Source organism: Pseudarthrobacter sp. NIBRBAC000502772, assembly GCF_006517235.1.
Taxonomy (GTDB): Bacteria; Actinomycetota; Actinomycetes; order Actinomycetales; family Micrococcaceae; genus Arthrobacter.
Map to the genome: position 1 here is coordinate 3,537,466 of NZ_CP041188.1, position 26,694 is coordinate 3,564,159.

A 26,694-nucleotide genomic window follows, 5' to 3' on the forward strand; every position below is an offset into this window, starting at 1 on the left:
CCGGGCCAAACCGGCGCGAGCGTCAGGCTCAGCCGGCGGGAACGAACTCCGCATAGCCGGCGGCCCGAAGCCCGGCGCGCAGCTTTTCGGCGTTCGCGTCCAGCACCGCGGGATCCGGGTTCTGGTCGGCCGAGGCGAAATCGAAATCAGCCATGGTCCTGGACGGCCACACGTGGACGTGCAGGTGGTTGATCTCGTACCCGGCCACAATCAGCCCCGCCCGCTCGGCGGGAAAGACGTCCAGCTGCACCGCACCGATCCGCCGGGCCACCTCCATCACCTTCGCGAGGGTCTCCGGGGACGCATCCGTCCAGCGGTCCACCTCCTCGGTGGGGACCACCAGGGTGTGCCCGTCGGCCAGGGGACCCGTGGTCAGGAAGGCCGCAACGTCATCCTCCCGCCAGACGAAGCGTCCGGGGATCTCGCCATTGATGATTTTGGTGAACAGGGTGCTCATGCGTCTGCCTTCTCGGCCGGAGCCTGCAGGGTGCTGGTGTCCAGCACAAACCGGTATTTCACGTCGCCTGCCACCATGCGGTCGTAGGCCTCATTCAGCTGGTCTGCGCGCACCAGTTCGATATCCGCCACTACTCCGTGCTCGGCGCAGAAGTCGAGCATCTCCTGAGTTTCGGCGATGCCGCCGATCAGCGAGCCAGCGTACGCGATCCGCCGCCGGATAAGGGCCCCCGGATTCACCGGCGGCATGGCGTCGGAGGGCAGGCCCAGCTGGAACAGCGCACCGTCCACGCGCAGGGTGCGGAAAAACGGATTCAGGTCGTGCGGAGCAGCCACGGTGTCGATAATGAGGTCGATGGTGCGGTCCGCGGCGGCCATGGCATCCTTGTCCCGGGACAGGATCACTTCGTCGGCCCCGAGTTCCAGTGCGGCCGGCACCTTGGCTTCGGAGGTGGTGAAGACCACCACCCGCGCCCCCATGGCCTTGGCGAGCTTCACGGCCATGTGTCCGAGCCCGCCGAGCCCCACCACGCCCACCACGTCGCCTTCCTCCACGTCGAAGTGCCGCAAGGGAGAGAACGTGGTGACGCCTGCGCAGAGCAAGGGGGCGACGGCGGCCGGGTCCAGGTTGCCGGGCACTCGGACCACGTAGCGCCGGTCCACCACCACGGCGGACGAGTAACCGCCCTGGGTGATGGCATCGCCGTTGCGCGGATCCTTGGCGCCGTAGGTCCCGATCAGCCCGATTTCGCAGTACTGTTCCAGCCCGTCCAGGCAGCTCTCGCATTCACGGCAGGAATCAACCATGCATCCGACGCCAACGCGGTCCCCCGGGATGAAGTCGGTCACGGCCGAGCCGACGCGGCTGACGGTTCCGACAATCTCGTGGCCAGGGACCAGCGGATATTTCTGGCTGCCCCATTCACCACGCGTGGCGTGCACGTCCGAGTGGCACAGGCCGCAGAATTCGATGGCAATTTCGACGTCATCTGCTTTGGGGGCACGCCGGGCCAGCGTCAGGGGTGCCAGGCCGCTGTCGGCGGAAGCCGCGCCATAGGCGGCTGCCAGCACGCCGGTGCCGGGAACGGTGTCCAGGTCCGTAGCAGGACGAGCAGCAACAGGATCGTCGTTCGGCAATACGGGGCGGGCAAGGGGCGGCGGTACGGGGCGTCCTGGGGTCATCCTTCGACGCTACCCCCGCGGGCCGCCGCATGGCCACTCGGGCCACTGCCCGTCGCCACCGGCAGGGCCGGATTGTTGGACCATTCCGAGAAGGATCCCGGATAGAGGGCGGCCCGGAATCCGGCGATTTCAAGGGCGGCCACCTCATGGGCGGCAGTCACGCCCGAGCCGCAGTACACGGCCACCGGGACCTCGTCACGGACGCCGAGGTCCTCGAAGCGGCGCCGCAGCTCGCCAGCTGGCAGGAAGTGCCCGGCCCCGTCCACGTTCTCTGTTGTGGGTGCGCTGCGGGCGCCCGGAATGTGGCCGGCACGGGGATCAACGGGTTCAAATTCGCCCCGGTACCTTTCGCCGGCCCGGGCATCCAGGAGGACGCCGGTTGCCGGCCAGTCTGCCGCTCCGGCCGCGTCGATACTGGGCATCCTGCCTCCGACAGGGGACATATCAAAGGAGACACGCCCGACGGCGGCGTCCACGGGTCCGGTGTCTAGCGGCAGTCCGGCGTCCCGCCAGGCGGCCAGTCCGCCGTCGAGCAGGTACACGTCCTGGAACCCTGCGTTGCGGAGCATCCACCAGAGCCGGGCGGCGGCCATGTTGCCGCTGTTGTCATAGGCCACCACAACGTCGCCGTTGTTGATCCCCCAGCGCCTGGCAGTTTCCTGGAATTCCGCGTCCGTGGGCAGCGGGTGCCTGCCGCGGGCCGGGGTGGCCGGCGTCGCCAACTCGGTGGCTAGGTCCACAAAAACTGCCCCGGGGAGGTGCCCCTCAAGGAAGTGTTCCCGGCCGTGCGGGTCCCCCAGCGCCCAGCGGACGTCCAGCAACACGGTTCGCTGGCCGGCGTCGAAACGCGCTGCCAAAGCCTGGACAGCCATCAGTGGACCCATCGTTCTCCTTGCAATTGTGCTTGTGAGGTGTGCAGCCGCTGCTCCAACTCTAGCTGCGGCAGAACGGCCTGCGGGTAGGGCCGACGGTAGGCTGGTCCGGTGAAGAACGCGAGCGCTGACCGGGCCTGGGCTGACCAGGCCATCAGAAAAGTCAATGCGGAAAACAACCGGTCCGCCGATACCCATCTCTACTCGGTACCGCTCCCGCAGCACTGGGGCGTCCAGCTTTACCTCAAGGACGAATCCACGCACCGTTCGGGGAGCCTCAAGCACCGGCTGGCCCGCTCGCTGTTCCTCTTCGGCCTGGTCAACGGCTGGATCCGTGAAGGGACCACCATCGTGGAGGCGTCCAGCGGCAGCACCGCTGTTTCGGAGGCATATTTCGCGCAGCTCCTGGGCCTGCCGTTCGTTGCGGTCATGACCCGCACGACGAGCCCGGAGAAGATCGCGCTGATCGAACAGTTCGGCGGCTCGTGCCTGTTGGTTGACCACGCCTCGGAGGTTTATGCTGCGGCGGCGGACGTCGCTGCCACGTCCAACGGCCACTACATGGACCAGTTCACCTACGCGGAGCGGGCCACGGACTGGCGTGGCAACAACAACATCGCGGAGTCCATCTTCGGGCAGCTGGCGCTGGAGGAACACCCCGTCCCCCGCTGGATCGTGGTGGGTGCGGGGACCGGAGGCACCAGTGCAACCATTGGCCGCTACCTGCGCTACCGCGGCCATGACACGCGCCTTGCGGTGGTAGACCCGGAGAATTCCGCGTTCTACCCCGGCTGGCTGAGCGGTGCGGGTGAGGCCAGCACCGGACTGCCGTCACGGATCGAAGGGATCGGCCGGCCGCGGATGGAACCGAGCTTTGTCCCCGCCGTCATCGACCACATGATCCAGGTTCCCGATGCCGCCTCCGTCGCAGCCATGCGGCACCTGCGCACGGTCGCCGACCTGCATGCCGGACCGTCCACGGGCACCAATCTGTGGGGCGTCTGGCAGCTTGTGGCGGAAATGGTGGCCGAGGGCCAACGCGGCAGCATTGTGTCGTTGATGTGCGACGGCGGCGACCGCTATGCGGGTAACTACTACAATCCCGCATGGCTGTCAGGGCAGGACCTGGACCCCGAGCCGTATGAGGAAGTCATCCGCCGGTTTTTCGAGACCGGCGCCTGGAACTCGTAGCCGATCAGACCTCCACTGATTCCCGCGGGGCAAGGCGGGTGTACTCGGTGCCGTATTTCCGGCCCAGCCGGGCAACATGGGACTCTGCGACCTTCAGGCCCGTTTCGTTGAGCAGCCCGTCGTGGATCTGGAACGCACGCGGGGCCCGGACGGCAATGACAAAATCCACCACCTCGCTGACCTTGCTCCACGGCGCGTGGAGCGGAACCAGCAGCGTCTGCACGCTGAGGCCGTCCGGGATGATGAAAGAGTCCCCGGGGTGGTACACGTTGCCGTCCACCAGGTAGCCGATGTTGGCCACGATGGGAACCTGCGGGTGGATCAGTGCGTGCTGTCCGCCGAAGCTGCGCACGTTGAAGCCGGCCGCGTCAAAACTGGAACCGGGTTCAACCGTGTGGATCCGCACTGCGGCCTGCGGCGCCTCCTCCCGCAGATGGGCGGCCACTCCGGCCGGCGCAAAGACCGCCAGGACGTCAGAGCGGCGCAGTGCGTTGACCATGGCCGGCACATCCACATGGTCGGCGTGCTCGTGCGTGATCAGCACGGCCTGCGCCCCGGCCAGGGCTTCGGCCGTCTCGGAGAATGTTCCCGGATCCAGCACCAGCACCCCGCCGTCCTTCTCAAGCCGGACGCACGCGTGGGTGTATTTTGTCAGCTTCATAGCGCCAGCCTAGGGTCCGGCCCCAACCATGTCCAAGGGCGTCCGGCTGTTCAGCCCCGGCTGGTAATCTTGATGATTGCCACCGTCCCTCAGGGAAGCGAGTACCTTCATGCCGTTCGGCACCAAAGCTGACGCCACGCCGTCGACCGCTGCATCCGGCGCAGGCACCGTTAGTGTGCCCGGCAAGGAGCAGCGCGTCACCAAGCAGCGTGTGGCCGTCAGCGCTGCCCTGGACGAGCTGGATGACTTCGTCAGCACGCAGGAGCTCTACCGCATCCTGCAGAACAAGGGCGTCTCAGTTTCCCTGGCAACGGCGTACCGGATCCTGCAGTCCCTCGCCGACGAGGGCCTCGTGGACGTGCTGCGCAACGGCGAGGGCGAAGCCGTTTACCGGCGCTGTGCCGTGACCGGGCACCACCATCACCTGCTGTGCCGCAACTGCGGGAAGGCCGTGGAAGTGGAGGCCCCGGCGGTGGAAACCTGGGCCGCCCGGATCGCCACCGAACATGGCTACACCGAGGTGGCGCACACCGTGGAGATCTTCGGCCTGTGCCCGGAGTGCACAGCCCTCAGGGCCGCCGGCAAGCTCTGACGGCCTGCGCCGCCGCAACCTGAAGCATCCCGCATATGCCCGTGTCAGCGGGCGTGCACCAGCCGGCCGTTGATGCCCTTCTTGGCCCGGACACTGCCGACGACGCGGCACACCACGTAGATCAGGAATGACAGCGTGGTGACGTAGGGGCTGATGGGGATCCGGCCGCCCAGGGCCAGCAGGATTCCGCCCACCGTGGCCGTGACGGCGAAAACAACGCTGAGCGCCACGACGGCCACGGGAGCGGACGTCACGCGGAGCGCCGCGGCTGCCGGGGTGATCAGCAATGCGAGCACCAGGAGCGCCCCCACCACCTGGATGGACAGCGCTACGCTGACTCCCAGCAGGACCATAAAGATCAGCGCGAGCGTCCGTACGGGCACCCCGCGGGCTTCGGCCAGTTCGGGATCAACGCTGGCAAAGTTCAGCGGGCGCCAGATGGCTGCCAGGGCTGCAATGACCAGCACAGCGGCGCCGGCAAGGACCTGGAGCTGGACGGTGTCCACGGACACGATCTGCCCCGTGAGCAGGCCGAATTTGTTGGCGGCCCGGCCTTCGTAGAGCGACAGGAACAGGATGCCGAGCCCCAGGCCGAAGGGCATGATCACCCCGATGATGGAGTTTTTGTCCCGGGCCCGGACGCCCATCAGGCCCAGGAGCAGCGCCGCCGCCACCGAGCCGATGAGCGAGCCAAACACGATGTCCGAGCCGATCAGGAGCGCAAATGCCGCCCCGGCGAAGGAGAGCTCCGAGATGCCGTGGACGGCGAAGGCCAGGTCCCGTTTCATCACGAAAGTGCCCACCAGCCCGCCCAGCAGGCCCAGCACGGCCCCGGCCCAGATAGAGTTCTGGACCAGCACCAGCAGCTCTCCGTAGTTCTCGAAGCTGAAGATTGCTCCGATGATGCTGTCCGCGTCCATCAGGCCACCTCCCCCACCGTTGCGTGGACATCGGCATGGTGGTGCGTGGTCGCGTCGGGCAGGCCGACGACGACGATGCGCCCGTTGGCGTGGATGACTTCCACGTGGCTGCCATAGAGCTCTGACAGGACCTCGGTGGTCATGACCTCTTCTGGGGTCCCCACCCGGAACCGCCCGCCGGCCAGGTACAGCACCCGGTCAACGTAGTCGATGATGGGGTTGATTTCATGGGTGACAAAAACCACCGCGCTGTTCTGGGCGTGGCACTGCTTGTTGATCAGCGCGCTGACGGCCTGCTGATGGTGCAGGTCCAGGGACAGCAACGGTTCGTCACAGAGGAGGACCTTGGGGTCCGTGGCCAGCGCCTGGGCCACCCGGAGGCGCTGCTGCTCACCGCCGGAGAGCTGGCCCACCGGGACTTTGGCGTAGTCACTGGCGCCCACCAGTTCCAGAAGCTCATCGATCCTCTGGTTTGCGCGGGACATGCCCAGCCGCAGCCCCCAGCGGTGGCCGTCCACGCCGAGCCCCACCAGGTCCCGGGCACGCATGGGCGTGTCCGGAGCAAAGGATTTCTGCTGCGGAATGTAGCCGATCAGCTTGCTGCCCCGCTCCACGGGACGGTCGCCAAGGGTGGCCCGGCCGGACTGCAGTTCCTGCAGGCCCAGGAGAACCTTGAGGAAACTGGTCTTTCCGCTGCCGTTGGGGCCCAGGACGGCGAAAAACTCACCGGGCCTGATGTCCAGGTCGAGATCCTCCCAGAGCAAGCGTTTGCCGAACTGCAGGGACGCCCCGCGGAGGCTGACCACCGGTTTCAACTATTTTTCTCCAAAACTTTGCTGACGTTGTCAACATTGTCCGTCATCCACTGCAGGTACGTCTTGCCTTCGGGCAGGGTTTCGCTGAAGTCAATGACGGGAACGCCGGCTGCTTCGGCTGCCTTTTTCAGCGCCTGTGTCTGGGGTCCCTCTGTCTGCGCGTTGTAGGCCAGGAGCCTGATGTCCTTGGATCCCGCCAGGTCCGTGGCTGCCTTCAGCACAGCGGCCGGAACGTCCGAGCCTTCCTCGATCGCGGCGGTGTAGTCGGCCGGAGTCCTGTTCTCCAGCCCTGCCGCCTCGAGCAGGTACAGCGGGACGGGCTCGGTCACGGCCACGGCTGCGCCTGCTCCGCTGGCCTTCAGCGCGGCGAGCTTGACGGCCAGGCCGTCCACCCCGGCTTTGAAGGTTGCGGCATTGGAAGTGAACAGGGCCGCGGATCCCGGTTCGAGCTCACCCAGTTTTGCCGCCAGAGAATCAGCGAGCTTACCCATGGCATCCAGGCTGTACCAGGCGTGCTCGTTGAACTCACCGTGCTCGTGGTGGTGGCCGTCGGCTGACTCGCTCGCCGCCGACGGCGAATCGGTGTGGCCTTCCTCCGGAGCCAGGCCAGCCACTTCGACGGCCGTGACGATATTGCTGTGGGGGATGTTGCTGTCGTCGGCCATCTTGTGGAGGAAGGCGTCGTAGCCGCCGCCGTTCTCGATCACCAGTTCCGCTTTGGACACCAGCAGCCGGTCCTGCGCGGTGGCCTCGTACGAATGCGGGTCCTGGCTGGTCTTGGTGATGATGGAGGTGACGTTGACTTTGTCCCCGCCGATGATCGCGGCGATGTCGCCGTACACGTTGGTGGACGCCACCACATCGACGACGCCGGCGGATGACTCCGTGCCGGACGTCGCCGACGGTGCACCGCCTCCGGAGCCGCAGGCGGTGAGCAGCAGGCTCACGCCGGCGAGGGCTGCGAGGGACGTTCGGATGGCGGCTGGGTGGCGCACGGAAACCTCAGTTCAGTACAGGGATGGACTTTTGCGTCTCCAAAAAGCTTACCCCTAAATGTGAATGATTCCTATTTAGGATAGCCGGGCCGGTCCCTCGCGGACCCGGCGCGCTCAGTCACCGTTCGGCTCGCCCAGCCTCCTGATGCCGGTGGCCTGCGTGGCGTCCCGGATCTCTCCCACCAGCTGCTCGATCACGTCTTCCAGGAAGAGGACGCCGTGGGTCTGCCCGTCCGCGCCGATCACGCGGGCCAGGTGTGAGCCCGTGCGCTGCATGACGGACATGGCCGTTTCAACTTCGTCGTCCAACGCGAGGTTGGCCAGCGAACGGATCCTGCTCTCGGCGATGGGGTGCTGGTAGTCCGACTCGGGAATGGACAGCACATCCTTCACGTGGAGGTAGCCGGACAGCATGCCATCATCGTCCAGCATCGGGAACCGTGAGAAACCGGTCCTGCTGACTGCTTTTTCAAACTCCACCGGTGTGGTGGCCGCCTTCAGCATGACCAAATCCTCCAGTGGAACCATGATGTCCGACGCCGTGTATTCGGAGAATTCCAGGGCGCCGGTGATCAGGCCTGCATCATCATCCACCAGCCCGTGGCGGGTGGATTCCTGCACGATCGACTGGACTTCTTCGAGCGTGAAGGACGAGTTCACCTCATCCTTGGGCTCAATCCGCAGCAGCTTGAGGATGTGGTTGGCGGACCAGTTCAGCGCGACGATGGCCGGGTTGACCAGCTTCGCAACAAACATCAGCGGCGGCGCCAGCAGCAAGGCAGCCTTGTCCGCCACCGATACCGAGATGTTCTTCGGCACCATCTCGCCGAACGTCACGTGGAGGAAGGTCACCACCATCAGGGCAATCGCGAACGCCGCGACGTCGGCAACTTCCACCGGCAGCCCGACAGCTTCCAGGGGAGCCGCCATCAGGTGGTGGATGGCCGGTTCGGCCACCTGCAGGATCAGCAGCGAGCACACGGTGATGCCCAATTGCGCACAGGCCAGCATCAATGAGACGTTTTCCATGGCGCGCAACGTGGTCTGTGCCCGCATGGAACCGGCCTCGGCCAGGGGTTCGATCTGGCTGCGCCTGGCCGACATCACGGCGAACTCGGCGCCGACAAAAAACGCGTTACCCAGCAGGAGGACAACCAGCCAGGCAATTCCGGCCCAGTCACTCATCGTTCACTCCCGTCTTCCGGAGCAGGCTCCGCTTCAGGCGCCGCCGGATGGAAGGAGATCCGCTCGATCCTTCGGCCGTCCATCCTGGTCACGCTCAGCGTGCCTCCGCCTACGTCGACGGTGTCCCCCACTGCGGCGATCCGGCCCAGTTCACTCATGACGTACCCGCCCACGGTTTCGTAGGCGGCTTCGTCCGGAACGGTCAGCCCCGGGATCTGTTCGGAAAGCTCGTCAGGGCGCAGCAATCCGGGGAAGTACCAGTCCCCGGAGGCGCTCTGGAGCAGTCCCGGGCGTACCTTGTCGTGCTCGTCGGACACTTCACCGACGATTTCCTCCACCAGGTCCTCAAGCGTGGCGATGCCTGCGGTTCCGCCGTATTCATCCAGGACAATCGCGAGCTGGAGGTTTCCCTCGCGCAGCTCGGCCAGGAGGGCATCGAGGTGGATGGTCTCCGGCACGCGGAGCACATCGGTCATGATGGCCCCGGCCTCCAGGTTGGCCCGCCGGTCCCAGGGCACGGCAACGGCCTTCTTGACGTGGACCAGGCCCTTGATGTCGTCGGAGGACTCCCCTATGACGGGGAAACGGGAGTACCCGGTGCGCCGGGCGGCGTCCAGGATGTCCGAGACGGGCTGGTCGGCGTCGATGGTTTCCATCCGGATCCGGGGCGTCATAACATCGGCGGCCGTCCGGGCCGAGAAGTTCAGGGTGCGGGCCACAAAGTTGGCCGTCCCGGCGTCGAGCGTTCCCATGGCGGCGGAGCGCCGCACCAGGGAGGCGAGCTCGGCCGGCGTCCGGGCACCGGAAATTTCTTCCTTGGCCTCCAGGCCAAAGACGTTCAGTACCTTGTTGGAAAAGCCGTTGAGCACCACGATGGCGGGCTTGAAGACGGCCGTAAAGACCAGCTGCGGCCGCGCCAGCGCCTTGCCCACTTGGAAGGACAGCGCAATGGCCATGTTCTTGGGCACGAGTTCGCCAAGCAGCATGGACAGCAGAGTGGCGAGCGCCATGGCGATGACCAGGGAAACGGATGCCGCCGCCACTTCGGGAATACCAACGGCGGCCAACGGGCCCTCAAGGAGGCGTCCTACAGAAGGTTCCATCACGTAACCGGTCAGAAGGGTGGTCAGGGTGATGCCGAGCTGACAGCTGGAAAGCTGGGTTGAGAGGGATTTCAGGCACTTGAGCAGTGGGACGGCACGCGTGTCACCGTTATCGATGGCACGTTGGACCGTGGCCTGGTCAAGGGCAATCAGGGAAAATTCGACGGCGACGAAAAAGCCGGTGCCGGCGATCAGCAGGAGGCCTGCCGCGAGGAGCAACCACTCCATTCAGCATCCCGCCCGAAAGTCGGGAGAAATTGTGTGATGCCGGGGGAAACGGACCGGCGGAGGATGATCGGCCGAAGCCGACGCTGTTTCCATAGGGGCTCCGCCGGGGTGGGCTGACGGAGAATGATGGGCGCGTGTTCGGGGTTTGCCGGCTCTGCGGGTGGACTGCGCGGTGCTGTACGTCGTGCTCCGCTGACAGCCCCCAGGCCGGCACCTAGATTTACTGTCCATAAGAATTTCAGTCTACAGGAGCAGATTGCGCCTTTCGGATGGCCGCACTGAGGTCACGGCGCACCCGCGCCGGGACGGTTGCCGGACGCCACAATCCGCGATCTCCGCGTCATTGCCATGATTTGGGTCACCGTTATTGGCAGTTAACACAGAATGCTCATTAGACTGGCAACGGTCCGGGTTCAGGACGCAGAGACTGGTTCGAATGTTGTGCTGCGGCACCTTGGCGGCCAGAGAGAAATCAAACTCATGGAAGAGGCGTATTTCAAGTGCCAGAGCAGCCTAGCCACCGTCTACCAGAGGAATTTGGCGGAAACGAGTGGCTCGTTGACGAACTGTACGAGCAGTATCAGAAAGACAAGAACACGGTGGATACCAAATGGTGGCCCCTTTTCGAGTCCTTCGATTCAGGCAGCGGTTCTTCTTCCAACGGAAGCACGGCGGTAGCCGTGGCCCACCCAGCAACCCGCGAAATGCCGGCTGTACCGCCGGCACCTCCGGCTTCTGCAACTGCTGCACCGGCAACGTCGCCGGCCGCACAGCCCGCAGCGCCGGCCACCGCCCCCGCGGCGGCAAAGAAAGCTCCCGCTACGGTCGCCCGCGATGGCGCGAAGAAGACCGAGCCCGGAACCGGCGCCCAGCCGATTCCCGCCCAGCTTCCCAAGAACGTCAAGGCACCCACGGCTCCGGAAGAGGACGTGGTCTCCGTTCTTCGTGGCCCGGCCAAGGCCATCGCCACCAACATGGTCACCAGCCTTGAGGTCCCCACGGCCACCAGCGTCCGGGCTATTCCGGCCAAGCTGTTGATCGATAACCGCGTGGTCATCAACTCCAACCTGGCCCGTGCACGCGGCGGCAAGGTTTCCTTCACGCACCTCATCGGCTACGCCGTGATCCGGGCACTCGCCCAGTTCCCCTCGATGAACGTCTACTACGACGAAATCGACGGCAAGCCCAGCGCTATCCAGCCGGCCCATGTCAACTTCGGCATCGCCATTGACATGCCCAAGCCGGACGGCACCCGCCTGCTCATGGTTCCCAACATCAAGAAGGCGGAGACCCTCAACTTCTCCGAGTTCTGGCACACCTATGAAGACCTGATCAAGCGTGCCCGCGCCGGCAAGCTGACCGCTGATGACCACTCCGGCACCACGGTGTCCCTGACCAACCCCGGCGGCATCGGCACCGTTCACTCCGTGCCGCGTCTGTCCAAGGGGCAGGCTGCCATCATCGGAGTCGGCGCGCTGGACTACCCGGCCGAGTTCCAGGGCGCCAGCGAAAAGATCATTGCGCAGAACGCCATTAGCAAGGTCCTCACGCTGACATCCACCTATGACCACCGCGTCATCCAGGGAGCGGGCAGCGGCGAGTTCCTGAAGCTTGTGCACCAACTGCTGCTCGGTGCCCAGAACTTCTACGACGAAATCTTCGAGTCCCTCCGCATCCCGTACGAGCCCGTTCGCTGGAGCCCGGACCTGCAAGTGGACCCTGCCGACCAGATCAACAAGGTTGCCCGGATCCAGCAGCTGATCCACTCCTACCGTGTGCGCGGCCACTTGATGGCAGACACCGATCCCCTGGAGTACGTCCAGCGCAAGCACCCGGACCTTGACGTCCTCACCTATGGGCTGACCCTGTGGGACCTGGACCGTGAGTGGCCCACCGGCGGTTTCGGCGGCGCGCCCATGCTCAAGTTCCGCGACATCCTCGGTGTCCTCCGTGATGCCTACTGCCGTACCACCGGCATCGAGTACATGCACATCCAGGAGCCGGAGGAACGCAAGTGGTTCCAGGACCAGCTGGAGCACCCTTACTCGAAGCCGAGCCGCGAAGAGCAGCTGCGCATTGTGTCCCGACTCAACGCGGCCGAAGCGTTTGAAACCTTCCTGCAGACCAAATTCGTCGGCCAGAAGCGCTTCTCCCTGGAAGGCGGCGAATCCCTCATTCCGCTGCTCGACGCCATCATTTCCGATGCCGCCGACGACGGACTGGACGAGGTTGCAATCGGCATGGCCCACCGCGGCCGCCTGAACGTCCTCACCAACATCGCCGGCAAGACCTACGCCCAGGTGTTCCGCGAATTCGAAGGCACCCAGGATCCCCGCTCGGTGCAGGGCTCCGGCGACGTGAAGTACCACCTCGGTACCGAAGGCACGTTCACATCGGAAAGCGGCAACGAGACCAAGGTCTACCTCGCCGCCAACCCGTCCCACCTCGAGGCTGTCGACTCGGTGCTCGAAGGCATCGTCCGCGCCAAGCAGGACCGTCTGGACCAGGGCGAGGCCTTCCCGGTCCTACCCCTGATGGTCCACGGCGACGCTGCATTTGCAGGCCAGGGCGTGGTTGCCGAGACGCTGAACCTGTCCCAGCTCCGCGGCTACCGGACCGGCGGCACCATCCACGTGGTGGTCAACAACCAGGTGGGCTTCACCACCGCCCCATCGTCGTCGCGTTCATCCACGTACTCCACGGACGTCGCCAAGATGATCCAGGCACCGGTGTTCCACGTGAACGGTGACGATCCCGAGGCAGTGGTGCGCATTGCCCAGCTCGCCTACGAGTTCCGCCAGCGTTTCCACAAGGACGTTGTGATCGACATGGTGTGCTACCGCCGCCGTGGCCACAACGAGGGTGACGACCCCTCGATGACCCAGCCCATGATGTACAACCTGATCGAGGCCAAGCGCTCCGTCCGCAAGCTGTACACCGAGGCACTCATCGGCCGTGGCGACATCACCGAGGAAGAAGCGGAGCAGCTGCTCCGCGACTACCAGGAACGGCTGGAGCGGGTCTTCGCCGAAACTCACGCGGCCCAGACCTCGCCCATCCCGATCATCACCGCGGACTCCGCCGCCGTCTCCGACATTGAGCGTCCCATCGCCCAGCAGGCTGACTTCGGCACCAACGCCCCGGCGTCCACTGCCATTTCTCCGGAGACCCTGGCACGCATCGGCAAGGCCCACGTCCAGATCCCCGAGGGCTTCACCGTCCACGCCAAGCTCAAGCAGCTCCTCGAAAAGCGCGAGCAGATGTCCCGCGAAGGCGGCATCGACTGGGGCTTTGGCGAGATCGCGGCCTTCGGATCGCTGATCATGGAAGGCGTTCCCGTCCGGCTTGCCGGCCAGGACTCGCGCCGCGGCACGTTTGTGCAGCGCCACGCGGTGTTCCACGACCGCGCCAACGGCGGCGAGTGGCTGCCCCTGGGCCACCTCTCGGATGACCAGGCGAAGCTGTGGATCTACGACTCCCTGTTGTCCGAATACGCGGCCATGGGCTTCGAATACGGCTACTCGGTGGAACGCCCGGATGCCCTGGTGCTGTGGGAAGCGCAGTTCGGTGACTTCGTCAACGGCGCGCAGACCATCATCGATGAGTTCATCTCCTCGGCCGAGCAGAAGTGGGGCCAGCGCTCCTCCCTGGTCCTGATGCTGCCGCACGGCTACGAAGGCCAGGGCCCGGACCACTCGTCGGCACGCATCGAACGCTTCCTGCTGATGTGCGCCGAAGAGAACATGATCGTCGCCAACCCCACCACGGCGGCCTCGCACTTCCACCTGCTGCGCCGCCAGGCGTACAGCCGGCCGCGCAAGCCGCTGATCATCTTCACGCCGAAGCAGCTGCTGCGCCTCAAGGCAGCCGCGTCGTCCGTCGAGGACTTCACCACGGGCTCCTTCCGCCCCGTCATCGGTGACCACGAGCCGCTGGCGGCAGACGCCGTCGAACGCGTACTGCTGGTCTCCGGCCGCCTGTACTACGATCTCCTGTCCACCCGGCAGAAGACCGGTGACAAGACCACCGCGATTGTCCGTGTGGAGCAGCTCTACCCGCTGCCGCACGAAGAAATCGCAGCGGAACTGGCCAAGTACCCGAACGCGGAGGTTGTCTGGGCACAGGACGAGCCCGCCAACCAGGGACCGTGGCCGTTTATGGGCCTGAACCTCCCGGAGGCGCTGGACCGGCGCGTCCGCCTGGTGTCGCGTCCCGCATCGGCCTCCACGGCGGCCGGCTCCATGAAGCGACACGCAGCTGAGCAGGATTCACTGCTGAAGCAGGCATTTGCACGGAAGTAGTCCCAGTGGCTGCCCGGCCGGACGTCGAAATACCAGACTCCGGCCGGGCAGTTCTGTTTAATGAAGATGGATCATAGCCACGCCGATTGGCCTGAATCGGCACGGACGTAAAGAGGGACTTGTGGAAGACAGGAAGCTGCGGATCGCAGCTGTTGGAGATGAACTGCTGGCCGGGCTGGGCGATCCCAGGGCCCTCGGCTGGCTGGGCCGCGTGTTGGCCCGCACTCCGCAGGACGGCATGGTCATGGAAGCGTATGCCCTCCCCTGTCCCCAGGAAGGAACGGAGGGGCTGGCTGCCCGCTGGCAGGAGGAGGCCGGGCGGCGGTTCGGTGACCAGCACGAGAACCGCCTGGTGATCGGCCTCTCGGGCCGGGACATCGAGTTCGGCCTGTCCACCGCCCGGAGCCGCCTGAACCTGGCCAACATCCTGGATACCGCCACGCAGAACCGGATCGAGGTGTTTGTGGTGGGCCCGCCGCCCACGCTGGACCCGGTACAGAACCGCCGGCTCGCCGATCTGAACACAGCCTTCGCTGACGTCACCACCAGGCGCAAGCACCTCTATGTGGACACGTTCTCCCCGCTGCTGAACCACGAACAGTGGCGCCAGGACCTTGCGGCCAACACCGGCACGCCCGGGCAGGCTGGCTATGGCTTGATGGCCTGGCTGGTCCTCCACCGTGGCTGGTTCCAATGGCTGGGCATGGACGCCCCCGAGTAAGCATCCCCAACCCTTCCAGTCGCGATATATCTTGACTGCTTCCGGCGGTCCGTTATATCTTGGAATATCAATCACGATATATCGCGGTTTTGGAGGATTTCATGACAGAGGACAGCTGGACCGTCACTGGTCCGCAAACCATCGACGTTGACCACGTCAGGTCGCTAAAGCTGGGCATGGTCCGCGGCCGGTTCGACGTCGTCACCCATGCCGACGCCGTTGCCCGCGTGGAGATCAACGACGTCCAGGGCGATCCCGTCTCGGTGACACTGACGGACGGCCGGCTTGAGGTCCGCCATCAGCTGCACGGCCCGCAGGGCTGGTTCAAGAACCTGATGGGCACCGTCAACCACAACAGCAACAACTCAGCGGTTATCAGTATTGCGCTGCCTGCCGGCGTCGAGGTGGAGGCCGGTACGGTCAGCGGCGATGGCCTTGTGTCCGGAATCAGCGGGCACACGCGGCTCAATACCGTTTCAGGTTCTGTGATGGCAGACGGCACATCCGGGGAACTTCACGTCAACACCGTCAGCGGCGAGGTCATCGCGCGAAACCACGACGGCGTCCTGACCGCCAAGAGTGTCTCCGGCGAGGTCACCGCATCCGGCCGGTTCAGCAACATCCGGGCTCACACGGTCAGCGGCGACATGAGTTTTGACCTGCTCGGCTTTACCCACGACTTCGGTGCCAATTCAGTCTCCGGCGACCTCACCATCAGGCTGCCGCACGACGTCGGGGTGGACATCGTGGCGAAGTCTGCCAGCGGCGTTGTGGTGATTGATGACCAGCAGTACTCTCAGCCCGGAGGCAAGGTGGAAACCATTGCCGGACCGGACGGGAAGCTGATGCTGGTCCGGACCAACTCGGTGTCCGGCAAAACGTCCATCTTCCATGGCCAGCCGGCCCGCAGTGACGACGCAAGCAGCCCGGAAGCGGGGCACTGATGCCTCCGGTGTTCGCCCACGGCGCGCTCCGGCTGTACCTGCTCGCACTGCTGGAGTCGGGGCCTAAGCATGGCTATGAACTGATCAAAGCCCTCAGCGAACGGTTCGGCGGCACCTACTCCCCAAGCGCAGGAACCATCTATCCGCGGCTGGGGAAGCTGGAGGAAGAAGGGCTCGTCGCCACCGAGCCCGTTGGCCGCCGCACCAACTACCGCATCACCGCGGCGGGGCTTGCCGAACTCAACAAGCGCCGGGAGGAACTCGCCGGAGTCGAGAACGACATTTCCGCTTCCGTCCGCCGCCTGGCGGACAACCTGCGGGCGGATATCCGTGCCAACATGCGTGGGTTGCGGGCAGACCTGGCAGCCACCGCAGAGGCGGCCCGTTCCACGGCGCGGGCCGCCGATTTCAGGAAAGCCGGCCGCCAGTCTTCGGAAGGGTTCCGGGAGCTGAAGGAAGCGGAGATGCTGCTGCAGGCATTCCGGGACGACCTGCGCGTGGAACTGCGGCTGCAGGCAACCCGGCAACCGCTCAGCGCCGTCACGCTGGAAACTGTCAGGACCGTGCTGGACCAGGCGCGCATCTCCATCCGCAACTCACTGCCCGGCTGAGCTGCCCGGCCGAGCTGCCCGGCCGAGCTGCCCGGCTGAGCCGGCCGGATCGGTGTTGCCCCCGGTCACAGCCCGTTTCGGTTTCGCCGCGTGTCCCATGGTGTGGGAGACTTGAGGGCAGCTCTTTTGAGTACCAACATTTAAGGAGGCCAGCTATGAGCAAGCGTGCACGTAAACGTCGTGACCGTAAGCGTGGCGGCGCGAACCACGGGAAGCGCCCCAACGCCTAAGCTAAAGCTTGGAAAACGGTTTAAGCGAAGGACCCCGGAAGCCACATGGCTTCCGGGGTCCTTCGTTTTTGCACTGGACTTTCACGCCTGCGGTACTGCTGACGGGCATCGACGCAGCCAGGCGTCCAAGCGGTCAGGTGCCCCTTCAGACGGCTACCGCTTGTGTCAGGCGTCCACCGGGCGGATGGAGTGGATCCGGTCCAAAATGGCGTTCTTCAGGTTTTCCGGAGCGGCCTCGGTGCACGAGCGCTTCACCAGGTTGCGGATCACGCACTCGAGGTCGTACTGCTCGGTGCACTCAGGGCACTCATCAAGGTGGGTCTTGATTTCCGTGATGTCCTGGCGGGTCAACGCCCCGTCGAGGTATTCGTAGATGCGTTGCATCCGGGCGTCATCGCAGTCGCCCAATCCCTGGCAGTCGCTCATTTCCTGTTCTCCTGTTTTGTGGTCGCGGCCGTGTCCTGTGATTCGACGGCGCCTTTGAATCCTCGTTCGGCGGCATAGTCCGCCAGCATGTCCCGCAACATTTTCCGGCCGCGGTGCAATCGGGACATCACTGTCCCGATGGGCGTGTTCATGATGTCCGAAATCTCCTTGTACGCGAAGCCTTCGACATCGGCGAAGTACACCGCCAGCCGGAACTCCTCGGGAATGGCCTGCAGCGCCCGTTTGACGTCCGAGTCCGGCAGGTGGTCCAGCGCCTCAGCCTCGGCCGAGCGCAGGCCGCGGGACGTGTGCGACTCCGCCCTGGCCAGCTGCCAGTCCTCGATGGTGTCCGAGTTCGACTGCAGCGGTTCGCGCTGCCGCTTCCGGTAAAGGTTGATGTACGTGTTGGTCAGGATCCGGTACAGCCAGGCCTTGAGGTTGGTTCCCGGCTTGTACTGATGGAACGCGGAGAACGCCTTCGTGTAGGCCTCCTGGACCAGGTCTTCCGCATCAGCGGGGTTCCTGGCCATACGCATGGCGGCCGAGTAGAGCTGATCCACGTATTGCATGGCATCACGCTCAAAACGGACCCGACGTTCTTCCGCTGATTCGGCGGCCACATCCACAGGTTGCTCGGCGGGCCCAGGCTCAGCGGGCACAGGGACAACCGCTGCAGGCTGCGCGTCTGCCGGCCGCGAGTCACTCCCTGCCGGCGCGTCGCTGCTGGCATTGGCTTCGCTGCTTGTTTTGGCTTCTCGTTCGGAGGCCTCATACATGGCCTCGAGGGCCGGATCCAGGGTGCTCATTGCGTTCAAGTCTACTGTGACGGCCTTGGCGCGCGCCTTACCGTACTCCGGAGGATCGGATTCCAGAGTCTGCAGTGCTACGGATCCGGCGGGCTCCGTCCCGTCCTTCAGTAACCTCAAGGGCAACTCCAGTCTGTGTCAGGCCATAATGTTCCAGGCAAATACCTGCCGGGCAATCCATGATGAGTCAATTCGTCCGGTGTTCGGCGGACCCGCAAACCATAACCGCTGGCGGCAGGCAAATATTCCCCAAAAGTGCAAGACTAGAACGGACTCCGCCGCATCCGGTGCGGTTCGTCCAGCCAGGAGGAAACCCATGTCCTTTGTCCGTACTCTCGCCCGCCCCATGCTGGCTTCCAGTTTCGTAGTCGCCGGACTGGACAAGCTGAAGAACGCCGATGACACCGCCACCCAGCTTTCGCCGCTCCTGCAGAAGGCAGCCGCGTCGCTGCCGTTCCAGGCCGACGAAAAGATGCTGGCCCGGGTGATCGGCGGAACGCAGGTGGGTGCCGGCGTGCTGTTCGGCCTGGGCAAGTTCAGCCGCCTCTCGGCAACACTGCTGACCGTCATCTCGCTCCTGAACACCTTTGTGGAATGGCGCAGCGCGGACATCAGCACCAAGGAAGGCCGAGAAGCCCGCCGGAACCAGCTGCTCAAGAACATTTCCCTCAGCGGCGGCGCCCTGCTGGCCTCGGTGGACACCGCCGGCAAGCCGGGCCTGGCCTGGCGTGCCGAGCACCTCGCCGCGGACGCCCGGAAGAGCGCCGCCGGCGCCCGCAAGACCACCGGCCAAAAGCTTCACAAGGCAGACAAGGCCGTGCGCCGCGCCGTCGAACACGCAACGGGGGCGTAAGGACGGATGACCGGTTCCACCCCGCCCGCAGCCACCGACTCTCACAGCTCCACCGGCACCGTTCCGCACTGGCCGGCCCCCTTCGCCAGCAGGCCCATCAACGCCACCGTCACGGTGCCGGGTTCAAAATCCCTGACCAACCGGTTCCTGGTGCTGGCCGCGCTGGCTGACGGGCCGTCCCGCCTCCGCGCCCCCCTGCATTCCCGGGACTCTGCGTTGATGATCGACGCCCTCCGCCAGTTGGGAGCCACCATCACGGAGGTGCCCGGCGACGGCGCGTTCGGGCCGGACCTTGAGGTCATGCCCCTGAGCCAGGAGGCGCCGTCGTCACGGACGCACATTGACTGCGGCCTCGCCGGAACAGTGATGCGGTTTGTTCCGCCGCTTGCGGCGTTGCGCAACGGCGTGAGCGTGTTCGACGGCGACCCCCACGCCCGGAAGCGTCCCATGGGCACCATCATCGAGGCCCTGAAAGCTCTCGGGGTGGCCCTGACCGCGGACGACGGCGGGACCCCATCGTCGCTGCCGTTCACCGTTGCTGGCACCGGGGAAGTCCGGGGCGGCCACCTGGTGATCGATGCCAGTGCGTCGTCACAGTTCGTCTCGGCCCTCCTGCTGGTCGGCGCCAGGTTTACCGACGGACTCCACCTTGAACACGTGGGCAAGCCGGTGCCGAGCCTGGACCACATCAACATGACCGTTGCCGTACTCCGCGGCGTCGGTGTATCAGTTGACGATTCCGTGCCCAACCACTGGGTAGTGGCACCGGGCCCCATCCGCGCCTTTGACCAGCGCATTGAGCAGGACCTCTCCAACGCCGGCCCGTTCCTGGCCGCCGCGCTGGCCTCCGGCGGCACTGTCCGGATCCCGGACTGGCCCGCCGGCACCACCCAGGTGGGAGACCTCTGGCGCAGCATCCTAGCGGACATGGGCGCGGACGTCAGCCTCGTTGACGGCGTCCTGACCGTCACGGGCGGGCCAGAGATCAAGGGTGCGGATTTTGACGAAACCAGCGAACTCGCCCCTACCGTGGCGGCCCTCTGCGCCCTGGCCAGCGGACCTTCACGGCTGACCGGCATCGCGCACCTTCGCGGCCACGAGACGGACCGGTTGGCCGCGCTGGTCACCGAAATCAACCGCCTCGGCGGCGACGCGGAGGAAACCAGCGACGGCCTGGTGATCCGCCCGGCAAAGCTGCACGCCGGCGTCGTCCACAGCTACGCGGACCACAGGATGGCCACCGCCGGTGCCATCCTCGGCCTCGCGGTACCGGGCATCGAAGTCCAGGACATCGCTACCACTGCCAAGACCATGCCGGAATTCCCGCAGATGTGGGCCGACATGCTGGCCCAGGGCGCTGCTGCCGACAAGCGCGCGGAAGGTCCCACCGGTGGCACGCAGCACTGATTCCTGGGACGAGTCCGACGTCCGGATCCGGCCCAGCAAAAAGGGCTCCCGGCCGCGCACGAAGGACCGCCCCAGCCACGACGACGCCGTCACGGGCCGCATCATCACCGTGGACCGCGGCCGGTACACCGCCGTCGTCGGCGAAGACTCGGGCGACGAGCGGATCATCATCGCAGCCAGGGCCCGCGAACTCCGCCGCTCCCCCGTGGTTGCCGGCGACTTCGTCTCCCTCGTTGGAGATGTCTCCGGGGAGCCTGACACGCTGGCCCGCCTCGTCCGGATCCAGGACCGCAGGACCCTGCTGCGCCGCAGCGCCGATGACACTGATCCGATCGAGCGTGCGGTGGTGGCCAACGCAGATCAGCTGGTGGTGGTGGTGGCCGCCGCAAACCCGGAGCCGCGCACAGGCTTCATCGACCGCGCCCTGGTTGCCGCTTACGACGCCGGCATTGAGCCGCTGCTGCTCGTCACCAAGGCGGACGTCAAGGATCCGGCGGAACTGCTGTCCAACTACGAGCACCTGGACTTCCCGGTGATCATCAGCCGCACGTCGGACTCCGAAGCATCAGGTATCGATGCCCGCTCCGACGACGGCCTCTCGGCCCGCCTGGACAGTGACGCAGTTTCGCAGCTCCGCGCGTACCTCGAAGGCAAGGTCTCGGTGATGCTGGGTCATTCCGGCGTCGGCAAGTCCACCATGGTCAATGCACTCACCGGAGCCGAACGGGCCACCGGTGGTGTGAACGCGGTGACCGGCCGCGGCCGCCACACGTCGTCGTCGGCCCTTGCCCTGAAGCTGACCGGAGCTCCCACCGGAAGCTGGATCATCGACACCCCTGGCATCCGTTCGTTCGGCCTTGCCCATGTGGACCCTGACCGGATCCTGCGGTCCTTCCCGGACCTGGAGCCGGGTACGGATGCCTGCGAGCGTGGCTGCAAGCACAACACCGCTGCCGTCAACTGCGGGGTGGATGCCTGGGTGTCCGCCGGCCACGCGGGCCCCACAGGCCCGGCCCGGCTCGCGTCCCTGCGACGGCTGCTGGGCACGGATCCCCGCCTGGTGGGCCAGGAAACCAAGGAACTGGGCAGCATCGGCTAGACGGAACGCCGATGTCCCCAACACTGCGGCCCTGAGACGGTAGTTTGGAACCATGATCCAACCCGCTTCGAGCTACAACGATGACTTGCGCCTTGCCCATGTGCTGGCAGATTCCGTGGATGACCAGACCATGAGCCGCTTCAAGGCACTGGACCTCCGCATCGAGACCAAGCCGGACCTGACGCCGGTAACGGACGCGGACAAGTCCGCGGAGGAAGCCATCCGCGGCCAGCTGTCCCGCTCGCGTCCGCGCGACGCCGTGCTGGGCGAGGAATTCGGCAGTTCGGGCCATGGCTCCCGCCGCTGGATCATTGATCCCATCGACGGCACCAAGAACTTTGTCCGCGGCGTCCCGGTCTGGGCCACCCTGATCGCCCTCGTGGACGAAGGCGAACCCGTGGTGGGAGTGGTCAGCGCGCCCGCGCTGGGCAAACGCTGGTGGGCCGCCAAGGGTTCCGGCGCGTACATGGGCAAGTCCCTTGCCGCCGCAACGCGGCTCCGCGTCTCGGACGTCTCCAAACTTTCGGATGCCTCCCTGTCCTACTCCAGCCTGGGCGGCTGGAAGGAACGCGGCAACCTGGATGAGTTCCTGGGCCTGACCGAGGACGTGTGGCGCACGCGCGCCTACGGCGATTTCTGGTCCTACTGCATGGTGGCCGAAGGTTCCGTGGACATCGCCTGCGAGCCCGAACTGAACCTGTACGACATGGCTGCCCTGGTGCCCATCGTGGTGGAAGCCGGCGGCCGCTTCACCTCCTTGGAGGGACAGGACGGGCCGTTCGGCGGCAATGCCCTGGCCACGAACTCCATCCTGCACTCAGAGGTGCTCAAGCGTCTGAACCCGAATCTGGACGATCTCCTCTAGGCGCTTTCTTCGAATTATCGACGGCGGACGCCTCCTGAAGGGGGCGTCCGCCGTCGTATCTTCGACAAATGAGGCTGCTCCTCAAACGCGCGTAACAAAGTCCTTAACATTGGGCCGGGCTTCCTTTCTGCAGCGGCGGATGTTCTAGGCTTCTTAACAGGTCACGAGTGCCAGCGCTAAACCCCGGTTTGCTGGCCGGCAACCCTCCATTCGCGGTGGGGTGCCCCGGGTGACGACCAGGCCGGTCCGGAATGGACACGGCAAGCGCGGATTCCCGTTACCGGGAGTCCTTTTAGAGTGAGGTCTCCGTGACAACTGCCACCGTCTCCCCCAGCACTGTTTCTCCCAGCAACGCTGGCCCCGCCAAGGCCGCTGCGTTGTTCAGGGATGCCGCCGCCATTGCCGGCCGCCCCCTCTCTGCCGTCACCGGCGCGGAAATCCAGGCACCGCTGATCCAGGGCGGCCACATCCGGTACGCAAACCTGGACTACGGCGCATCCGCTCCCGCCCTCTCCGTGGTGTCGGCCTACCTCAACGAGATCCTGCCGTTCTACGCCAGCGTCCATCGCGGCGCCGGCTACGCATCGCAGATCAGCACTTCCGTCTATGAGAACGCCCGGGACATCGTGCGCGACTTTGTGGGCGGACGCCCGGACGACTCCGTCATCTTCACCCGGAACACCACCGACTCGCTGAACCTGCTGGCGGGTTGCCTGCCGGCGACGGACGGGCGGCCCAATGGCGATGTCCTCTACCTGGACATCGAACACCACGCCAACCTCCTGCCGTGGCAGGGAGTCCCGCACCGCAGCGTCGTCGCCGCGGACACCATCGTGGGGACCCTCGAGGTCCTCCGCGCCGAACTTGAGCAGGGCAACGTCAGCCTCCTCGCGGTCACGGGAGCCTCCAACGTCACCGGCGAGATCCTCCCGATCAAGGCCCTGGCCGCCCTCGCCCATAAGTACGGGGCGCGGATCGTGGTGGACGCCGCGCAGCTGGCACCGCACCGGCGCATCAATATCAGCACCGACGACGTCGACTACCTCGCCTTCTCCGGGCACAAGCTCTACGCGCCCTTCGGCTCCGGCGTCCTGGTGGGCCGCACCGACTGGCTCGACGCCGGCACGCCCCACCTGGCCGGCGGCGGCGCCGTCCGCGAGGCAAGGCTCGACGGCGTCAGCTGGGCCACCGGTCCGGCCCGGCACGAGGGCGGCTCCCCCAACGTCCTCGGCGCGGCCACCCTGGCCCGCGCCACCCAGGTCATCGCATCCCTGGACCACGACCGCTGGCACGCCCACGAGGCGGCCATCAGGTCATTCCTGGTGGAAGGGCTCGGGAGGATCGACGGCGTCACCGTGCACCAGATCTTCTCGGACACGGACGCCGAAACGGGCACCATCGGCGTGGTGAACTTCTCCGTGGCAGGGTACGACGCCGGGCTTGTGGCCGCGTACCTGTCGGCCGAGCATGGCGTTGGCCTCCGGGACGGCCGCTTCTGCGCGCACCCGCTGCTCAAGCGCCTCGGCCTTCCCTCCGGTTCCCTGCGGGCCAGCTTCGGCGTGGGCTCACGGCTGGAGGATGCCCAGCGGCTCCTTGCCGGCCTGGAGCAACTCCGCCGGACCGGCCTGGGCTGGGACTACGTGGTGGACGCGGGCCGCTGGGTTCCGGCCAACGACACCCGCACGTACCCTCACTGGGCTCCCAACACCCCGGGCACCGCCGGCGCGGCTCCGTGCCTTGACGACTGACTGACGCTTTCCTCCCCTGGTTCCTGACCGGGCTGCCACCTGACCGCCGCCTGACCCAGGGGCTGCGGCCCATGCGGTAAATTCGAAGGATACCGATGGGCACAGTTGAAGGAGGCCGCACGTGGCACGGGGTGGCCCCAGACTTGAGCACGGACGCCGCCTGGAGCTCGGACGGAGTTTCCAGGACGGCGGCGAACACTACCAGCGCGTACGCCCTGGCTACCCTGCCGACTCAGCGGACTGGCTGATCCCTGCCGGGGCCGCGGACGCCGTGGACGTGGGGGCCGGAACCGGCAAGTTCACCGCTCTTCTGCTGGAACGCAGCCTGGCGGTTTCCGCCGTGGACCCGTCGCCCGACATGCTCGAACAGCTGCGGGCCCACTACGCGGCGGCGGACGCGAGGCAGGGGACGGCAGAGGCGACGGGACTCGCTGTCTCCTCGTTCGACGTCGTAAGCGTGGCGCAGGCCTGGCACTGGTGCGATCCGCTGCCGGCGAGCACCGAACTGGCGCGGATCCTGCGGCCCGGCGGAACGCTCGGGCTGATCTGGAACCAGCTGGACACATCTGTTCCGTGGGTGCACCGGTTGTCCCGCATCATGCACGCGGGCGACGTCTACAAGCCCGGGTTCCGCCCGGTGGTGGGGCCGGAGTTTGAAGGCCTCGAGAGCCATGTGACGCGGTGGGAGGACAGCCTCAGCACGGCGGACATCATGGAACTGACGAAATCCCGCAGCTACTACCTGCGCGCCGGCGAAGCCACGCGCGGCAAGGTCCTCGCCAACCTCGACTGGTACCTGCACGAACATCTGGGGCACGCCGCCGACGAGGAGATCAGCCTGCCGTACCTGACATTGACGTGGCGGGCCACGAAGGCGTGACGGGCGCTGACCACCGGGTAGGCTTGGAAACGTGAAGACCAGCGCGCCCTCCTCCTCGATCGAGGACTACGTCAAGGTCATCTACGGCTTCACGGAGTGGCAGGACAAACCCATCACGTCCTCCCAGCTCGCGCAGCGCCTGGGGGTGGCCAATTCCTCGGTCTCGGAGATGGTCCGCAAGCTTAAGGACCATGGCCTGGTGGACCACAAGCCATACAGCGCCATCACCCTGACAGACTCCGGGGTCCGGCTGGCATTGTCCATGGTGCGCCGGCACCGGCTGATTGAGACCTACCTGGTGCAGGAGCTCGGTTACAGCTGGGACGAAGTCCACGACGAAGCCGAACTGCTGGAGCACGCGGTGTCGGACACGTTTATTGAGCGCATGTCGGCAAAGCTGGGCAACCCGCAACGCGACCCGCACGGTGACCCGATCCCTTCCGCGGACGGCACGGTGCTGCTGCCAGCAGCTCATCTGCTCGGCGAACTCGATCCCGGACACACCGGCCGGATCACGCGCATCAGCGACGAGAACCCTGATCTGCTGCGGTATCTTTCGGCCGAGGAAATTGACCTCGACGACGAGGTGGAGGTAGTGGGCCGTAAGCCGTTTGGCGGAGCGCTGGTGGTGCGGATCAGCAACGCCGGCAGGAAGCGGGACTACGATCTCGCGGATGAAGTCACCGCGGCGCTCTGGGTCCACAGCGACCACCCCCACACCGGCTGCACCCTCAGCGACCGCTGAATGACGAGCGCCCGCGTTCCGCACTGGCGGGCATGGCTGGCCGTGGCGGCAGGCGGCCTGGCCGGAACGGAACTCCGGTATGGGCTGGGACTCGCCTTCCCGGAAACCGTGGGGGCAATGCCCTGGACCACCCTGGGAATCAACGTAACCGGAAGTTTTGTGCTGGCTGCCCTCACTACGGTCTGGATGGCCCGGCCGCAGACGGCATTCTGGCTCCGTGCCGGCCTGGGGCCCGGATTCCTGGGCTCGTTCACCACGTTCTCAGCAGTCGTTTTCTCGAGTGACCAACTGTCCAGGGCCGGCGAACATCCCGTGTGGATCGCCTACCTGGGGCTGTCCCTGCTGCTGGGACTGGGCGGCGCGGCCGGTGGCTGGCGGACCGGACGGCTACTCAACGACCGGTTGCAGGGTGACCGGGCGGGGACAGCGCGGTGATGGGCGCTGTCCTGGTGGGAGTGTTCGGCATGGCGGGCGCCCTGCTGCGCTTCGCCGTCGACAGCTGGTTCGCCCACCGCGAGGGGCTCCGCACGGCCGTCAGCCCGAGCGGTAGGCCGCGGCACTGGCCGTGGGCCACGCTCACCGTCAACGTCACCGGGTGCCTGATCATCGGACTGTCCATCGGCATGACCGGACGGCTCGGCCTTGCCCCCGAGTGGCAGACCGCTGTCGCCACCGGCCTGGCGGGCGGGCTCACCACGTTCAGCTCCTGGACCACCGCCACGGTGCGGCTCCTGAGCGAGTCGCGGTTCGGTGCCGCCGCCCTGAACATCGGCGCCAACCTGGCCGCCGGATTTGCCGCGGCGGCTGTGGGCATCGCACTGGCGTCGTAAGGGACTCAAACAGGTTTGTCCCGGTCCC

27 protein-coding genes and 1 riboswitch are annotated in these 26,694 nt (G+C 66.0%); of the genes, 16 read left to right on the forward strand and 11 right to left on the reverse strand.

The features are described 5' to 3' along the window. Positions 1-28 precede the first annotated feature (28 nt). From NIBR502772_RS16360 to NIBR502772_RS16370, 3 genes are read right to left on the reverse strand one after another with little or no spacing between them, the layout of a single operon-like run. Positions 29-457 carry an HIT family protein gene (locus tag NIBR502772_RS16360; RefSeq protein WP_141140987.1) on the reverse strand — a complete coding sequence of 143 codons (429 nt, stop codon included), beginning with the start codon at positions 455-457 and terminating at the stop codon, positions 29-31. Further along, complete coding sequence (locus NIBR502772_RS16365) at positions 454-1,638, reverse strand: NAD(P)-dependent alcohol dehydrogenase (protein ID WP_141140988.1); 1,185 nt, start codon at positions 1,636-1,638, stop codon at positions 454-456. The genes NIBR502772_RS16360 and NIBR502772_RS16365 overlap by 4 nt, the downstream gene beginning before the upstream one ends. Next, on the reverse strand, positions 1,635-2,522 hold the full coding sequence (locus NIBR502772_RS16370; RefSeq protein ID WP_141140989.1) for a sulfurtransferase: 888 nt from the start codon (positions 2,520-2,522) through the stop codon (positions 1,635-1,637). The genes NIBR502772_RS16365 and NIBR502772_RS16370 overlap by 4 nt, the downstream gene beginning before the upstream one ends. Positions 2,523-2,621: 99 nt before the next feature. Here NIBR502772_RS16370 and NIBR502772_RS16375 point away from each other — a divergent pair, with 99 nt between their 5' ends. Beyond that, entirely contained in the window at positions 2,622-3,701 is a 1,080-nt protein-coding gene (locus NIBR502772_RS16375; protein ID WP_141140990.1) for a PLP-dependent cysteine synthase family protein, read from the forward strand. 4 nt (positions 3,702-3,705) lie between these two features. Here the strand turns inward: NIBR502772_RS16375 and NIBR502772_RS16380 are convergent, their stop codons facing one another. Further along, positions 3,706-4,362, reverse strand: a complete 657-nt coding sequence (locus tag NIBR502772_RS16380; RefSeq protein ID WP_141140991.1) for an MBL fold metallo-hydrolase — start codon at positions 4,360-4,362, stop codon at positions 3,706-3,708. A 109-nt stretch (positions 4,363-4,471) separates the two neighbouring features. Here NIBR502772_RS16380 and NIBR502772_RS16385 point away from each other — a divergent pair, with 109 nt between their 5' ends. Next, on the forward strand, positions 4,472-4,954 hold the full coding sequence (locus NIBR502772_RS16385) for a Fur family transcriptional regulator (protein WP_246848815.1): 483 nt from the start codon (positions 4,472-4,474) through the stop codon (positions 4,952-4,954). 44 nt (positions 4,955-4,998) lie between these two features. Here NIBR502772_RS16385 and NIBR502772_RS16390 read toward each other — a convergent pair whose 3' ends face one another. The 5 genes from NIBR502772_RS16390 to NIBR502772_RS16410 all read right to left on the reverse strand — a co-directional run bounded on the left by NIBR502772_RS16390 (position 4,999) and on the right by NIBR502772_RS16410 (position 10,200). Continuing rightward, a complete protein-coding gene (locus NIBR502772_RS16390) occupies positions 4,999-5,874 on the reverse strand; it encodes a metal ABC transporter permease (RefSeq protein WP_141140992.1) in 876 nt (291 codons plus the stop codon). Next, positions 5,874-6,689: a metal ABC transporter ATP-binding protein gene (locus NIBR502772_RS16395; RefSeq protein ID WP_141140993.1), complete on the reverse strand. Its 816-nt coding sequence runs from the start codon at positions 6,687-6,689 to the stop codon at positions 5,874-5,876. Before NIBR502772_RS16395 ends, NIBR502772_RS16390 begins: the two co-directional genes overlap by 1 nt. Further along, positions 6,686-7,684 (reverse strand): metal ABC transporter solute-binding protein, Zn/Mn family, encoded by a 999-nt coding sequence (locus tag NIBR502772_RS16400; protein ID WP_141140994.1) that lies wholly within the window; start codon positions 7,682-7,684, stop codon positions 6,686-6,688. The genes NIBR502772_RS16395 and NIBR502772_RS16400 overlap by 4 nt, the downstream gene beginning before the upstream one ends. A gap of 114 nt (positions 7,685-7,798) precedes the next feature. Further along, positions 7,799-8,869: a hemolysin family protein gene (locus NIBR502772_RS16405; RefSeq protein WP_141140995.1), complete on the reverse strand. Its 1,071-nt coding sequence runs from the start codon at positions 8,867-8,869 to the stop codon at positions 7,799-7,801. After that, entirely contained in the window at positions 8,866-10,200 is a 1,335-nt protein-coding gene (locus NIBR502772_RS16410; protein WP_141140996.1) for a hemolysin family protein, read from the reverse strand. The genes NIBR502772_RS16405 and NIBR502772_RS16410 overlap by 4 nt, the downstream gene beginning before the upstream one ends. 500 nt (positions 10,201-10,700) lie before the next feature. Here NIBR502772_RS16410 and NIBR502772_RS16415 point away from each other — a divergent pair, with 500 nt between their 5' ends. The 5 genes from NIBR502772_RS16415 (at position 10,701) to NIBR502772_RS23140 (ending at position 17,007) form a co-directional block, all read left to right on the forward strand. Beyond that, complete coding sequence (locus NIBR502772_RS16415; protein ID WP_141140997.1) at positions 10,701-14,501, forward strand: multifunctional oxoglutarate decarboxylase/oxoglutarate dehydrogenase thiamine pyrophosphate-binding subunit/dihydrolipoyllysine-residue succinyltransferase subunit; 3,801 nt, start codon at positions 10,701-10,703, stop codon at positions 14,499-14,501. A 121-nt stretch (positions 14,502-14,622) separates the two neighbouring features. Continuing rightward, entirely contained in the window at positions 14,623-15,222 is a 600-nt protein-coding gene (locus NIBR502772_RS16420) for a GDSL-type esterase/lipase family protein (protein WP_099093407.1), read from the forward strand. Between the two features lie 101 nt (positions 15,223-15,323). Further along, complete coding sequence (locus NIBR502772_RS16425) at positions 15,324-16,166, forward strand: DUF4097 family beta strand repeat-containing protein (RefSeq protein ID WP_104061140.1); 843 nt, start codon at positions 15,324-15,326, stop codon at positions 16,164-16,166. After that, complete coding sequence (locus tag NIBR502772_RS16430) at positions 16,166-16,777, forward strand: PadR family transcriptional regulator (protein WP_104061139.1); 612 nt, start codon at positions 16,166-16,168, stop codon at positions 16,775-16,777. The genes NIBR502772_RS16425 and NIBR502772_RS16430 overlap by 1 nt, the downstream gene beginning before the upstream one ends. 155 nt (positions 16,778-16,932) lie before the next feature. Further along, positions 16,933-17,007 (forward strand): 50S ribosomal protein bL37, encoded by a 75-nt coding sequence (locus NIBR502772_RS23140; RefSeq protein WP_104061284.1) that lies wholly within the window; start codon positions 16,933-16,935, stop codon positions 17,005-17,007. A gap of 165 nt (positions 17,008-17,172) precedes the next feature. On the opposite strand, the gene rsrA is transcribed toward NIBR502772_RS23140, so the two are convergent. Continuing rightward, on the reverse strand, positions 17,173-17,433 hold the full coding sequence (rsrA, locus tag NIBR502772_RS16440) for a mycothiol system anti-sigma-R factor (protein ID WP_104061138.1): 261 nt from the start codon (positions 17,431-17,433) through the stop codon (positions 17,173-17,175). Continuing rightward, a complete protein-coding gene (locus NIBR502772_RS16445; RefSeq protein WP_141140998.1) occupies positions 17,430-18,239 on the reverse strand; it encodes a sigma-70 family RNA polymerase sigma factor in 810 nt (269 codons plus the stop codon). Before NIBR502772_RS16445 ends, rsrA begins: the two co-directional genes overlap by 4 nt. A 316-nt stretch (positions 18,240-18,555) precedes the next feature. Between NIBR502772_RS16445 and NIBR502772_RS16450 the strand changes: the two genes are divergently transcribed. The 9 genes from NIBR502772_RS16450 to NIBR502772_RS16490 all read left to right on the forward strand — a co-directional run bounded on the left by NIBR502772_RS16450 (position 18,556) and on the right by NIBR502772_RS16490 (position 26,666). Continuing rightward, on the forward strand, positions 18,556-19,092 hold the full coding sequence (locus tag NIBR502772_RS16450; RefSeq protein WP_056343291.1) for a DoxX family protein: 537 nt from the start codon (positions 18,556-18,558) through the stop codon (positions 19,090-19,092). Between the two features lie 6 nt (positions 19,093-19,098). Further along, positions 19,099-20,499: a 3-phosphoshikimate 1-carboxyvinyltransferase gene (aroA, locus tag NIBR502772_RS16455; protein WP_141140999.1), complete on the forward strand. Its 1,401-nt coding sequence runs from the start codon at positions 19,099-19,101 to the stop codon at positions 20,497-20,499. Next, on the forward strand, positions 20,483-21,598 hold the full coding sequence (gene rsgA / locus NIBR502772_RS16460) for a ribosome small subunit-dependent GTPase A (protein ID WP_141141000.1): 1,116 nt from the start codon (positions 20,483-20,485) through the stop codon (positions 21,596-21,598). Before aroA ends, rsgA begins: the two co-directional genes overlap by 17 nt. 52 nt (positions 21,599-21,650) lie before the next feature. Continuing rightward, positions 21,651-22,463, forward strand: coding sequence for a histidinol-phosphatase (gene hisN, locus NIBR502772_RS16465; RefSeq protein WP_058931973.1), 813 nt, complete (start codon positions 21,651-21,653; stop codon positions 22,461-22,463). Between the two features lie 159 nt (positions 22,464-22,622). Beyond that, positions 22,623-22,736, forward strand: a riboswitch (SAM riboswitch). A gap of 35 nt (positions 22,737-22,771) precedes the next feature. After that, a complete protein-coding gene (locus NIBR502772_RS16470) occupies positions 22,772-24,211 on the forward strand; it encodes an aminotransferase class V-fold PLP-dependent enzyme (protein ID WP_141141001.1) in 1,440 nt (479 codons plus the stop codon). Positions 24,212-24,332: 121 nt separating this feature from the next. Beyond that, positions 24,333-25,091 carry a class I SAM-dependent methyltransferase gene (locus NIBR502772_RS16475; RefSeq protein ID WP_141141002.1) on the forward strand — a complete coding sequence of 253 codons (759 nt, stop codon included), beginning with the start codon at positions 24,333-24,335 and terminating at the stop codon, positions 25,089-25,091. A gap of 31 nt (positions 25,092-25,122) precedes the next feature. Further along, the gene (locus NIBR502772_RS16480) at positions 25,123-25,836 is read left to right on the forward strand and encodes a metal-dependent transcriptional regulator (RefSeq protein ID WP_141141003.1); all 714 of its coding nucleotides are present in this window, start codon (positions 25,123-25,125) and stop codon (positions 25,834-25,836) included. Further along, on the forward strand, positions 25,837-26,271 hold the full coding sequence (locus NIBR502772_RS16485) for a CrcB family protein (protein ID WP_141141004.1): 435 nt from the start codon (positions 25,837-25,839) through the stop codon (positions 26,269-26,271). Further along, entirely contained in the window at positions 26,271-26,666 is a 396-nt protein-coding gene (locus NIBR502772_RS16490) for a CrcB family protein (protein ID WP_141142112.1), read from the forward strand. The genes NIBR502772_RS16485 and NIBR502772_RS16490 overlap by 1 nt, the downstream gene beginning before the upstream one ends. Positions 26,667-26,694 lie beyond the last annotated feature (28 nt).